At 40.4% G+C, this 13,341-nt stretch carries 9 protein-coding genes; 1 reads left to right on the top strand and 8 read right to left on the bottom strand.

What is annotated here, in order from left to right; genetic code table 11:
- Positions 1-13: 13 nt before the first annotated feature.
- Entirely contained in the window at positions 14-1,474 is a 1,461-nt protein-coding gene (locus GGR21_RS00640) for a discoidin domain-containing protein (protein ID WP_183305213.1), read from the top strand.
- A gap of 186 nt (positions 1,475-1,660) precedes the next feature.
- Here GGR21_RS00640 and GGR21_RS00645 read toward each other — a convergent pair whose 3' ends face one another.
- The 8 genes from GGR21_RS00645 to GGR21_RS00680 form a co-directional block, all read right to left on the bottom strand.
- Positions 1,661-2,350: a DNA alkylation repair protein gene (locus GGR21_RS00645; RefSeq protein ID WP_183305214.1), complete on the bottom strand. Its 690-nt coding sequence runs from the start codon at positions 2,348-2,350 to the stop codon at positions 1,661-1,663.
- 21 nt (positions 2,351-2,371) lie between these two features.
- The gene (locus tag GGR21_RS00650; protein WP_183305215.1) at positions 2,372-2,974 is read right to left on the bottom strand and encodes a flavodoxin; all 603 of its coding nucleotides are present in this window, start codon (positions 2,972-2,974) and stop codon (positions 2,372-2,374) included.
- A 364-nt stretch (positions 2,975-3,338) separates the two neighbouring features.
- A complete protein-coding gene (locus tag GGR21_RS00655; RefSeq protein ID WP_183305216.1) occupies positions 3,339-4,403 on the bottom strand; it encodes an NAD(P)-dependent alcohol dehydrogenase in 1,065 nt (354 codons plus the stop codon).
- Positions 4,404-4,422: 19 nt separating this feature from the next.
- Entirely contained in the window at positions 4,423-6,312 is a 1,890-nt protein-coding gene (locus tag GGR21_RS00660) for a TonB-dependent receptor plug domain-containing protein (protein ID WP_183305217.1), read from the bottom strand.
- Between the two features lie 84 nt (positions 6,313-6,396).
- Entirely contained in the window at positions 6,397-7,788 is a 1,392-nt protein-coding gene (locus tag GGR21_RS00665) for an aldo/keto reductase (protein WP_183305218.1), read from the bottom strand.
- Between the two features lie 14 nt (positions 7,789-7,802).
- Positions 7,803-9,314, bottom strand: a complete 1,512-nt coding sequence (locus GGR21_RS00670) for a 4Fe-4S binding protein (RefSeq protein ID WP_183305219.1) — start codon at positions 9,312-9,314, stop codon at positions 7,803-7,805.
- 343 nt (positions 9,315-9,657) lie between these two features.
- Positions 9,658-11,406, bottom strand: a complete 1,749-nt coding sequence (locus tag GGR21_RS00675) for a SusE domain-containing protein (RefSeq protein ID WP_183305220.1) — start codon at positions 11,404-11,406, stop codon at positions 9,658-9,660.
- A gap of 24 nt (positions 11,407-11,430) precedes the next feature.
- Positions 11,431-13,326, bottom strand: coding sequence for a RagB/SusD family nutrient uptake outer membrane protein (locus tag GGR21_RS00680; protein ID WP_183305221.1), 1,896 nt, complete (start codon positions 13,324-13,326; stop codon positions 11,431-11,433).
- Positions 13,327-13,341: the final 15 nt, after the last annotated feature.

The raw sequence follows: 13,341 nt of genomic DNA on the forward strand, positions 1-13,341 counted from the left end.
TAATTATAGATATATGAAAAAGAATATAATAGGCTTAATCTCCTTGTTGTGTTTCGTGTTGGTTTTCATGTTTTCTTCCTGCGAGGAAGAATATTATAAAATCAATAACGACTTCTATAAGGATAGAAAAGTAGCAGTCCTAAATCCGATGGAAGGTAATACTTTGCGCATTGAGCAATACAATACCGACCAGATTATGTTGGAAGATCCCAGCGATTCTACTATTGTTTATGATAATCGTGGGTTTAGATTTAATGTAGAAGACGAGAGTATAGTATCCATTGCAGAAGATGGGACTGTTACGCCGATCTCGATAGGGATTACGAAAGTTGATGTCACTTCCCGTGCAGACGCTAATGTATCAACATCTTTCTCTTTGGAAATTTATAAAGATTATCATGCGGTTGAACGCATCATGATAACATCGGCCGCAAGGAAATTATTGATAGAAAAAGGGTATGAACTGGATATTGCACCCTCTATTTTTGTGTTTCCGGGTCATGCCGATAACAAACAGCTCCATTTTTCGTTGGATGAAGCATCGAAAGTGTATGCAAGTATCACCGATGAAGGTGTTATTACGGGTATTATGGCAGGCCCTATTAACATTCACATTGTATCAGATGATAATCCGAGTGTAACGGCCGATCTTCAGCTGAACGTTGTAGATGAGATCGTAGTAACCGAGATCGTTTTGCATAAGAGCCTGAACAATGCAACTGTTTATGTTGGCGAGAAATTCCCGTTAGATTTGATCATCTCGACATTACCGACCAATGTTCGCGAAGAAAACAGGAAACTAACCTATACTATAACCAGTGGTGCCGGTGTAATATCGATAGATAGCGATAATATACTTACTGCAGAATCTGCAGGAACGGCCGAAGTGAAAATTGAAAGTAAATATGGTGTTATTAACCAGTTTACAATCAACGTGGAAGCTGCAAATAAGGATCATACACGCCTGTTCTGGGGAGTAACTACTAATATAGAATACTCTAGTGGACTAGGTTATGTAGTCGATGGTACTACCGGTAAGCCAGAAGATATGTTTGATGGAAAAACAAATACTTTCTTATCTCTGATGAAACCAGGGAAACCGGCCATGAACGGAAACTCGGCCCCGAGTGATCATATCAATGCATTCATAGTGGATATGTTATTACCAGCCAAATTTAAATCTTTCTATTGGAGTCACCGTTCAGCGAACTTATACACTTATCTGAGAGTCTGGGCAGTTACAGTTGAAGGTAGCAATGACGGCGAAAACTGGACTACTATTCAATCAGGAATTCAACTTCCTGATACATACGGTGCAGCAAATGTAGCAGTTGATAAACGTTATGATATTGCTCTGAACAGTGAATACGAATATCGTTATGTGAAAGTGAAACTGACGAACTGGGCCGACAACTCAGGTGGCACCGCGTCAGGTAGTACTATGCAAATGAGTGAATTCGGATTAACGAAGTAATGATCTAATACCTCACGCATAGCCGTGAAGAATAGAGGCCTGTTAAGCTTTCAATAGCTTAACAGGCCTTGCTAATATTCTATGGACTTTTGGGTAAATACGTTAAATACAACATTATATAGAAACCGGGTATATATAAAAGTTATTCTCTGATCAGCTGTTTTATTAATTATAGGATAGTTTTATCTATTTTGTTTTTAGGCTGTTCAGTAATTCTTTCCTCTCCGGCGTTATCCGGTAACTTTCGCGTGCCTTTTGGATAGCTTTGTTATGCACAAATTTTGAGAACATTCCCTGTTCCAGCGTCACAAGAGTTTTATCGTAAAATTTGATAAGGCCCACACTTATAGCCCATGCAATAGCCATGTCTACATAATACTGTCCCTGAGGTATTTCTGATAACTGCTTCAACGTTGTGTCGATATATGTTTTGCTCATGAAATAATCCATCAGAAGTATAGCAAAAGTACGTTTGGTAAACTCTCCTTCATGGGTTTTGAGGGGTAGGAAATGAGCTAGTACCTCACCAGGATATTTTTGAAAGACTTTTAAGGAAGAAATAATTGTATCTACATGAGCCCAGTTATCAAACTTTAAAATCAGAGGGTCTAAATAGTGAAATATCATTTCTAATGAAGGCTTCTTTAGTTGCCCTAAAACCAACCCATAGAGCAGGATATGTTCGTATGTAGTATATTCTGCATTTTTGAGATAAGCCTCAACATTTGGATCGGTCGATATCTCTTTTGCTAATTTCTTTAATGCCGGCATACGGATGCCGAGTATCTCATAATTAGTCGGGATAAGTTTTTCATTAAATGCTTTGTAGTCACTCTCTGTAAATATATGGAACTTTTGGTTGATCTCGGTATTCATATAACTGATGTATAATGTTATTTATTCGGAAGTCTTTTTTAGCCAGTCCTCGATTGCCTTGTCCGATGAATTGACGTTTCCGCCACGGATAGCCAGTCCTTGTTTTATATTTGCATCGGGACAAAGTTTTTTAATATCGCGTATGCTGGTGCCCAATGCACTTCCTTCGTGCGTACAGAATGGTATAATAGTTTTACCTTTGAAGTCATAAGATTCGAGAAAAGTAAATAACACCATAGGCATAGTTCCCCACCAGTTTGGATAGCCCAGATAAATAACATCATACTGGTTCATATTTTCTACTTTTCCCCTGATTGCCGGACGGGCATTGTCGTTTTGTTCCTTTTTTGCCACTTCGGTTGTTTCGGTGTAATCTACAGGGTAAGATTTTACTGTTTCGATGCGGAATATATCGCTTCCGGTCAGTGCCTGTATTTTGTTAGCTACTACTTCAGTGTTTCCTGTTTTAAGATCTACTATTTCTCCGTTCAGGTAATTATTTCCCCTGCGCGAATAGTATACGACAAGACTTTTCTTTTTGTCCGTATTTGCGGTTTGAGCTTGTATATCTGCTGATAAAATATTCATGGTTATAATGGCTAATAAAAAGAATTTAAGTTTCATATTGGTAATGATTTATAATTTGTAAATCAATAGTTCATATTGTTAAAAGTTGACAAAGTTGACACATATTTCAGTTTTTCATTTGCCTATAGTTGTCAGCTTGTAGCCATTGGTTTTCTTGTTATCCCGAGGAGCGAAGTATCTCCTTCCAAATGCTTCGCTTTGCTTGAGCATGATAAGTCGCAAAACCTGACAATCCTTACACATTTTACGTTTTTCATTTTTTGCTTTACTATTGGCATATTACCATTGTTTATCCTATTGATAAAGATATTCAAGGAAAATGCAGATTCAACTACTAATTCGCATAATTTACATAAAATCAGAAGTTAAAGGAGTAAATGAATTTCGAAATAAGCAGGTTTTATTTATTGTTCCTCAATGAGTTCATGTCAATTACAAAACGATATTTGACATCGCTTTTCAGCATTCTTTCGTAAGCAGTATTAATGTCCTGCATATTAATGATCTCTATATCCGAAACAATGTTATTTTTACCACAGAAGTCAAGTAACTCCTGAGTTTCTGCTATTCCTCCGATAACTGATCCGGCTACCGACTTCCGCCCCATAATCATAGGTACAGTATTCAGCATTGGATCGAGATTCCCTAAATATCCGACTAAAACCAATGTCCCATTGTAATTTAATGTTGCCACATACGGATTTACATCATGTACATAAGGTACGGTATCTATTATCAGGTCGAACTTGCCTTGCACCGATTTCATTTGCTCTTCATCGGTGGATATAATTACATGGTTTGCTCCCAAAGCAAATGCATCCTGTGTTTTTCCCGGGGTTCTTGAAAATAATGTGACTTCGGCGCCTAAACCTTTAGCCAGTTTTATAGCCATGTGCCCTAAACCACCTAAGCCCACAACAGCTACTTTACTGTCCTTGCCTGCATTCCAGTGTCTTAGAGGCGACCATGTAGTGATTCCGGCACAAAGTAATGGAGCCACAGCCGCCAGGTCCAGGTTTTCAGGAACTTTCAACCCAAAATGTTCATCGACAATTACTCTTTCCGAATAACCGCCATATGTTACTCCTCCCAGATGTTTATCATGAGAATTGTATGTCCCGGTGTATCCGTTCCGGCAAAATTGTTCCAAATCATGTTTACAGCTATCGCATTCTCCGCACGAATCGACCAGGCAACCTACTGCCGCAATATCTCCGACTTTGAATTTTGTTACTTCGCTTCCTATACTGGTGATTCTTCCCACAATTTCATGCCCCGGAACTACAGGATAAATCGTTCCTCCCCAGTCGTTGCGGGCTGTATGAAGGTCGGAATGGCAAACTCCGCAATAAAGAATTTCTATTTCAATATCTTTAGGTGTCACTTCGCGACGTTGGATATGCATTTCTTTTAACTGTGCATCTGCAGCTTCGGTGCCAAATGCTTTTGTATTTATTGTTTTCATCTTTTGTGATTTTAAAGAGTTAGAAATTCAAATTAATTCCACCTGTAACCGTTGCCTTAGGCATCGGATAACCGGCGTTTATTTCGTATCGCTGCGCCAACAGATTTTCCCCTTTGATGAACAAAGAGGCTATAGAGTGAATTTTATAGCTGCCTCTCAGATTCCATAATACGAAATTCTCTCTTGTCATTGGTTCTGAATCTACATCGGTGTACAGTCCGTTAATATATTGTATTCCGGTAGAAATATTCCATCTGTTCCGGGTATAATCTACCCCTGCAAATAACTTGTGTTCAGGGGCTCCTATAACTTTGTGCACCATACGCAACCAGCTGTAATTCGCTGACAGATTCCATACACGATTGATCCTGTAGTTTGCGTTGGTTTCGATACCCCAGTTTTCTATTTTATCGATATTGGTATTCTGAAAACGTCCATCTACCATGATTGATTCTATAATATTGTCTCCGTTGATATAAAAGACATTGACTCCATATGAAAGGGAATTATTTAATAAGCGCTGCGAATAGGATAATTCGTAATTCATTGTCTTTTCAGGCTTCAGATCCGGGTTCTGCGGCGGAAACATATACATTTCCCGTATAGTCGGATTACGGAATCCTTTGCTTATCATTGCCCTTAATTCGGAAGAACGTGGCAATTGTAAGGCGATTCCTCCTTGTGGCACCCAGACTGTGCCTGTGTGTGAATGATGATCGAGACGCAGCCCTGCATCAAATGTCAGTATCTTATTTATATTTTGCCGGATGCTTACATATCCGGCTACTTCATTTAGTGATTTATCAACCAGTTTTGTCCGGTCACCATTATCAAATTTGTTCCAGGCATCGCCACCAAAGTGCTGGAAATCAAGTCCTGCTGTAATACGGTTGCCTGTGAACAGGCTGATACTCTGGTACCAGTTGATACCCATCATCAGGTCTTTCGAGTTGAAGCGATAGTCCAGAGGGGAAGTTCCGGGTGTATAACCGTCGTTTATTTTATGCCGTCCCCAGTTATAAAAAAACTTGAAAGCACCTGAAGTTTTTTCATATTCGTTCTCTATCGAGAGCGAAGTCATTCCACGTGTGATATGCGAGTCATTGTCTAACAGAGGGGATGTTATACTTCCGGGATTGGACGCATTGAAATGTGAGATATTTACATCGGCAAAGGCTTTCCATGTACTGCTGAAATCGTATCCGAACTTTGTATATCCGCTAAACTGTTCGAATCCCATATCTTCACGATGCCCGTCTGTCCGGTTGTAAGATGCGGTTATCACATGATTGAATTTTCCGTTCCGGTAGCGGTTCATGGCTTCTGTCTGCAATGTGTTGTATGAACCATATCCCAGGCGGATGTTTGTTTGTCTGCCGTCAGCTTTCTTTTCATCAGTGACAATATTGATGACTCCTCCCATCGCGTTCGACCCGTATAGTACAGATGCAGGGCCACGAAGTACTTCAACTTTATCAGCCAACATCGATTGATAGGAGTCGGCCAGAGGATGCCCCATCAATCCCATATACTGAGGATGCCCGTCTATAAGCATTAATACCCCGGTAGTTACACCTCCTCCTACACCTCTTATCTTCATACCGCCAGACCCTCCTTTAGATACACCATATCCTAAGATACCCCGGGAAGTGATAAATAGGCCGGGCACCTGTTCGGCAATGACAGGAAGCAATGAAGGCTGATAGCTGTTGCGGATCTGCGAATTGTTGACAACGGATATGGTCATGGGTAAATGGCGTATATCCGTTTGATTACGGGTACCTGTAACTACAACCTCGCCAAGGGTTAGGTTGCGGTTTATCGATGCTGTGTCCGCCGTGTTTTGTGCAGATAATAGTGCCGGCAGTAAAATCAGAGTAATTGATGTAAGTGTCTTTATTAATTTCATATATTTGAATTTGACAGGTCTTTATTAGTTATGTGATTTTTTTTTTGATTGCCAAGATAATATTTTCTATAATTTCTACATTATTTAAAATTCAATTTCCTGTTTCAAATTTTCTGCATATTTATCAACACGGCGCATTTCGGTAGGTATATCGATGTTTTGCGGACAATGAGGTTTACATATTCCACAGCTTATACAATGGTCAGCCTGCCTGAGTTTAGGCACACTACGGTCGTATCCGACAAGGAAAGCTTTCCGGGCTTTCTTATAGTTATCATCTTTCGAGCTTTTCAGTATATTGCTTGCGCTTACACAACGGTTGTAATGGGCAAATACCCTTGGAATATCCAAGCCATAAGGACAAGGCATACAATACTGGCATTCGGTACATTGCACATAATCTGAACTCAGCATCACTTCCGTTACCTGTTCAAGGGCTTTATATTCTTCTTCATTGAGCGGCTCAAGGGGTGAATACGAACGGATGTTCTCTTGCAAATGTTCCATATATACCATACCACTTAATACTGTGAGTACTCTTTCAGGAGTGCCTGCATAGCGGAAAGCCCATTTGGCGGCGGTATCCTGAGGATGGATTTGCTGCATGATATCCAGGGCTTGCGAAGGAACTCTTGATAAACGACCTCCTAGTAATGGCTCCATAATGACAGCCGGTACGTTTTTCTTTGTAAGTTCTGCGAGCAGATATTCAGCATTGGTATTCCAGCCCGAAGCATGTTTCCAGTCTATATAATTAAGTTGTATCTGGGCAAAATCCCATTGTACATCCATTGCCAGCAAATAGTCAAATACTTCAATATCGCCATGATATGAAAAGCCCAGGTTGCGGATACGTCCGGCTTTACGTTCCCTGAACAGGAAATCGAGTAGTTTATTATCGAGAAAACGTTTTCTGAAATCTGCCATCCCTCCCAGTCCGATACCATGGAGGAGGTAATAGTCGAGATAATCGACCTGTAAATCCTTCATCGATTTGTGATACATTCCCACAGACCCTTCAAGTGTCCGCAATTCGGGAACGTCACGGTGTGTAGACATCTTGGTGGCAATGAAGAACTTATCGCGCGGATGCCGTTTCAGTGCAATTCCTGTTGCTGTTTCAGACCACCCCCTCACATATACGGGTGCCGTATCGAAGTAGTTTACTCCATGTGCTATGGCATAATCGACCAATTCATTTACCGCGTCCTGATCTACTTCTTCCTCTCCTTTGGTATTAGTGCGTAAAGGCCAGCGCATACATCCGTAACCAAGCAGTGAAACTTTATCGCCGGTATGAGGATTCGTGCGGTAAGTCATCTTGTCAGTTGGGACTTCTCCCAACGAACCACCCCCGGCCGACACCGAATTCTTTGGTTTACATCCATATATAACCGCCGCAGAAGCAACTGTTCCTGTACCCATTATTTTCAGAAAATTCCTGCGGTTTATCTTATTTCTATCTTTCTTTTCCATATTATTTCCGATTGTTAAACTGCATGATGCCTTAAATTTCCTTCCACATATATAGCGCTGAACGGGCGGGCAGGGCAGAGGTATTCACAAGCTCCGCAACCGATACACAATTCTTTATTGATTGCCGGAATTTTCATCGAATCCTGATATTGGGGATCGCGATTAATTAATGTGATGGCTCCGGTCGGACAATGATGTTCGCAATTGGTGCACTGGATTTCATCTGTGTTTACAATGCAGTTATCTTTTATCCATACTGCCTGTCCGATCGATATGGCTGATTTTCCGGCGCGGTCTATCTTCCTGATCGCTCCTGTAGGACATACCTCCGAACATTTGGTACACTCAGGACGGCAATAGCCTTTTTCGAAGGACATTTCCGGCTGCATAAAGTTTTCCAGCTTTTCTGACGGGCGCAATATATTGTTCGGGCAAACCGATATGCATAACTGGCAGGCCGTACATTTCGAACTCATATTCTTAATTCCCTGTGCACCCGGAGGAACGACCGGTGTATTCCGGGCGGGTATCTTTTTATCTTCAATCTCTGCTAATCCGCCATCGGCTACATTTTGTTGTGCTTTCAGGGTCGCAGAGAGGAGAAACAGTGAGGACACAGAGAAAAAATCGCGAAGGGATTTATCTGGTTTAACGGTAGCTGCGTCTGTTCCAGCAGTTGGTAACTCTGTTGCGTTTTTCGTTTCTGTTTTTTTGCGAAGTGTATATACTATTGCATTCTTATTACATTTCTCTACACAATTCATACAGGTCACACAACGGCTATAATCTATCTTACGTTCCTTTGTACTGATACAGGATGCTTTGCAATTGCGGGCGCATAATCCGCATCCGTTGCATTTATCGGAAACGAATGCCGGACGGAAAAGGGAATACTTTGACAAGAAACCTAAAAATGTTCCTACCGGACAAATTGTATTACAATACGTACGGCCATTCTGCCAAGCAAGGATGCTGATAACAACAAGAGAGACAGCAGCGATAGAGAATGTAAGAGTACTTTTTATCCATACATCTGTTGAATAGAAAGTATAACTATCCATGCGTTCGGCAAAATAAGCCAGAATATTATTGCCCCATTGATAAACCGGTGCAAACAGATTAGATATAATCCGTCCGAATGCGCTGTATGGCTCAAGTATTGTAAACACAGAAGTTATACCCAACACTAATGACAGGATGAATATTCCCATTATACTATACCGCAGCCACGATTTGGCAGGAGAAAAGGTAAAGCGGTTTTTCTTACGTTTTCCGGCTATCCATGAGATCCCGTCCTGAAAAATACCCAAAGGGCAGATCACTGAACAGTAGATCCGTCCGAATAGCAGGGTTAATAGTAGTAAAGCAATTATTATTCCAATGTTCAGTGCGAGAATGGCGGGTATAAATTGTATTTTCGCCATCCAGCCAAACCAGCCGTGTATTGTCCCGGTAAAGTCGAGAAATAGCAGTGAGGTGAACACTACAAAAACAGCCGCAAGTATTATTCTTATTTTTCTAAGCATAATGTTCTATGTATATCTTACTTTAATACTAAGGAAGTCGATACAAAAATATAATGAAATATGATGCGAAGGTTTGTTGTATGGTTCAATTTAATTTGCTGTACAGTTCAATTAACAATTGAAAGGGAGTTAAGGCTCTATTTTTCTTCTATTAACTATCTGTCTGATTTATCATTGTAAAAGGTTATAAATAAATTAAGGTTGACAAGTCTGAACCTGTCAACCTTAATTACATTCTTAAAATACCTTATTCTAAATCCTAATTACCATATTTTTATAAAATGGGTGAATTAATCCCGTAGCACATTCTGTTTTAATAAATGTACTACGGATTAAAAAAGAACTATTGCTTCACTAAATCAATTTGCATCGTGTGCAGATTCATTTCCAAAGTATAAGTGCCAGATGCCGTACCCTCCGGTAACATCCATTTTCTATCTCCGGAACTGTCTGTTGTTACAGATTGTTTTGTTGGATCAAAAGGGTTGGCGTAAGATTCTGTCGCAAACAAGCTCGCTCCCCAGCTTCCGTTACCTACAAATTTGAAAGCATTATTATCATTGGTTCCACCTTGGGTGTATGTAAAGGTTCCTGTATAGCTTATAACCTCAGGTCTGTTTATCAGGTCTTTTTGTGTCAATGAACAATCCCTTACAGCAATACCAGAATCCCAACCAGAAGAAACAACACCTCCGACAACAGCGACTACTCCTGTAGAAGACTCATACACATCAAGGAAAATCATTGACATGTCTTCCATATTTACAGTCATTACATAAGTTGCTGTAGTATTGGCCTTAAACATCTCAGACCCTTCTCCTCTATATACTAATTCGGTATTGTCAGCTCCTTTCACATATGCAGGCCATTTGCTATTTTGACTTGTGACGAACCGGAACTCGGTGCCGGCATCGAGCTTCACTTTACCGTAGAATACATTTCTGCCAGCCTGAACTTTATCCAGTTGTTTCACACTCTCTATTCCATTTAACGAGGTTATCAGATAAAGGTTATCGGCCGGAGCGACTACCTGTTTGTTAATGGTCAGGTCGTTAAGATTAATAACCATCTTGTAGAGGTTGGTCTGAGTGATTTCAAACATTGTGGCTGCACTCTCGTCTTTGAATTCTAATTTGGTATCATCAGCACCTTTTACATATGCAGGCCATAATGTCTCTGCTTCTCGTACAAATCTGAATTTGGTTCCAGCCTCGAATCGTTTTTCTAAATGATAAATATCAGTTCCAACCTCATATTCATACAGTTTCACAACATTTTCTACCCCATCCTTAGATGTGACTATGTGAAGAGTATTTATAAAGAATGTCGTAATTGTTATCTCCAGATTATTGAGATTCACTGTTATGTCATATTCACCATATCTGGTAGTATTAAATGGATTTCCTTCTCCTGTTTCGGAATATACCAGTGTGTTTTCACCAGAGCCTTTCATGTACGCAGGAACCCCTTGTTCCGAACTTCTGACGAACCAGAAATTACCAACATCCAAATTTCCTTTCCACTTAAAGATGCCTGCATCGGTCTTCGTCATTTCTATATTTCGTTTTAGTCCTCCTGTTTCGATAGTTAGATACAGTATATCGGAAGGGCTATAACCTACGACATTGAATTCGGCTTTGGATATCTCCGGCTTCATGTATTTCGGAGAAGATTCGACAACAGCCAATACCTCTGCTACTACAGTAACCTCATCGCCCGGAGTTACTCCCCATGAATATATTATGTTGTTTAATTCACGGACTGTCATCGAAATTGATCTGACACCTTCATCGATTTTTATCAATTCACTTTCAAGTAATTCGCCATCTACACTTTTCATTTCGCCATGATATAATCTGAAATAATAGGTCAGTTTTGTATTATTTCCCCGGTCTGCGGCATCTTTCCAGCTAAAGCTAATGGCTTCCTGAGTTTCGTCTACCCTCTGCAATTTAACGTTTTCGGACGAAGGTGCCAGATGCATTTGATCCGGTGGTGTCTCAAGTGTATAATATTCCGCATCTTCGTTACAGCTTCCCATTAATAATACAAACATTAATGGCAGGAGTGTTTGTTTTATGATTTTATTCATAGTTTTAAATTTAAATGTTTGGTATTATTTCCAGAATGGAGATTGTCGCAAATTCTGATTGTTATCCATTGTTGAAATATAAATCGGAAACCAATAGTATTTTTTATCCCATACACGAGTCTGGAATACCGTAAGTTTATAAAATTCACCATCAGTTGCCCCGCTTTTATTCATTCCATAACAGTCTCCGGTCATTTCCGGCAGGTCTTCTGCTATTTTCCAGCGACGGATATCGTCCCAACGGGTACCTTCGGCACAAAGCTCTACACGGCGTTCCATCCTGATAAGGTTGCGAACGGCTTCCTGATTATCGTTTACCCGTATATATTGAGGATCGGTAGAAGATACAGCGTCGAATGTATATTGGCGTACACCTGCACGTTCACGTATCATGTTCAGATACTTCAATGCATCCAGGCGGGCATCTGTTGTATTGTATGCTTCATTTATAGCCTCGCTGTAATCCAGATAAGAGGCTGCCAGACGATATAAGAATGGCTGACGCCATTTCCAGCTTCCGGTTTTAGGGTTATCTGTAGGGCAGACTTTCTTGCGGGCCAGGTAGCCGTTTTGAGGAGCATCGTGTGTGCCGCCATTATCTTTTCCGCTTTTAAAGAAATCATATTTACGATTTGCGATAGGATACCACGCCCCATTATAGCTTACAGCTGTATAAAAGCGAGGCTCCCGTTTGCAATACATATTATAAGTTCCCGCACTGGTTATTTCTCCGGCTTTTCCTGTGCCTCCTGTCCAGGCTGTGGTGCGTACTTCTTTTTCGGTTGAAAATCCTGTTTCAACATATCCACTTTCAGAATCGTTGATCGGAAGCCCATTTTCAGAGAAAAATGCATCGACCAGCCCTTGATATACTCCTAAACCACCACCACCATTAAATTCGAGGGTTACGATTTTGTTTGTATAGAATTTGAAGTTGTTATAATCATCCTTTTTGGTATATGGAAATAGGATTTCTTTATTTCCTTCATAGTATCCTGTCCACCACATACTTTCTAATGAAGTGAATGGATCTATTGTGCCATCGGTATTGTTAACAGTAAATAGTTTATGACCCGCTTTTTCAGCTTCGTCCAATAGTAATTTGGAAGCCTCGGCTGCTTTTACCCATTTATCCTGTTGGTATGTTGTGTTGAACAACTCTTCCCCTTTGTCATTCAGATGGTCTACATACCACTCGTTGCCATTCACAAGAGGACTTGCTGCAAACAACAACATTTTAGCACGTATAGTCAGACACATAATCGATGTTACCCGGCCGTATTTTCCTACATCCTGATAAGTTGCAGGCAATTGTTTCGAAGCTTCCAGCATTTCGTTATCCAGATAGGCTACAATTTCATCAAATGGTGTTTGACCTATCATCAGGTCTTCCAGATTAAAGTCGGTGGGTGTGATATAATCAGGTTGGAATGGAACAGGCCCGTAAGTGGATGCCAGTAGCCAATAGTAATATGCGGCCAGAAAACGACATTCAGCTTTCATTAGATCAACCTCTTTCTGAGATAAATCAGATTCAGGCAGAGGATGTACCTTATTTATAAAAATATACGCCTGACGGATAAATTGTGGCATTCTGTGCCAGTATCCTCCATCCCATGTCGTATTTGGGGTCCACTGTCCGAATATTTTAGGGATATTTTTCCATTCCCATTGTTGCCAGTCTTTCGACGGAGTAAGGTCATCTCCAAATATCTCCCAACCATGAGAGTTTAACCATTCACTGCCCGGATTAGGTATTCCCGAATAAACTCCGGCAAGCCAGCCTTCCACTTTTGTCTTATTCTCAAACACCATATCAATATCTAATTCAGTATCCGGTTCTTTATCAAGAAAATCGGAACAAGAAGTGATAAGTAAGATGCTAATGAAGCTAGCGATTATATATTTAATTAATTTCATTGTTATTAATTTATT

It is taken from the genome of Dysgonomonas hofstadii (assembly GCF_014196915.1).
Classification (GTDB): domain Bacteria; phylum Bacteroidota; class Bacteroidia; order Bacteroidales; family Dysgonomonadaceae; genus Dysgonomonas; species Dysgonomonas hofstadii.

Bases quoted from the DNA above. Each gene is read 5' to 3' on its own strand.
- GGR21_RS00640 (WP_183305213.1), top strand. From the start codon at position 14: ATGAAAAAGAATATAATAGGCTTAATCTCCTTGTTGTGTTTCGTGTTG.
- GGR21_RS00645 (WP_183305214.1), bottom strand. From the start codon at position 2,350: ATGAATACCGAGATCAACCAAAAGTTCCATATATTTACAGAGAGTGAC.
- GGR21_RS00650 (WP_183305215.1), bottom strand. From the start codon at position 2,974: ATGAAACTTAAATTCTTTTTATTAGCCATTATAACCATGAATATTTTA.
- GGR21_RS00655 (WP_183305216.1), bottom strand. From the start codon at position 4,403: ATGAAAACAATAAATACAAAAGCATTTGGCACCGAAGCTGCAGATGCA.
- GGR21_RS00660 (WP_183305217.1), bottom strand. From the start codon at position 6,312: ATGAAATTAATAAAGACACTTACATCAATTACTCTGATTTTACTGCCG.
- GGR21_RS00665 (WP_183305218.1), bottom strand. From the start codon at position 7,788: ATGGAAAAGAAAGATAGAAATAAGATAAACCGCAGGAATTTTCTGAAA.
- GGR21_RS00670 (WP_183305219.1), bottom strand. From the start codon at position 9,314: ATGCTTAGAAAAATAAGAATAATACTTGCGGCTGTTTTTGTAGTGTTC.
- GGR21_RS00675 (WP_183305220.1), bottom strand. From the start codon at position 11,406: ATGAATAAAATCATAAAACAAACACTCCTGCCATTAATGTTTGTATTA.
- GGR21_RS00680 (WP_183305221.1), bottom strand. From the start codon at position 13,326: ATGAAATTAATTAAATATATAATCGCTAGCTTCATTAGCATCTTACTT.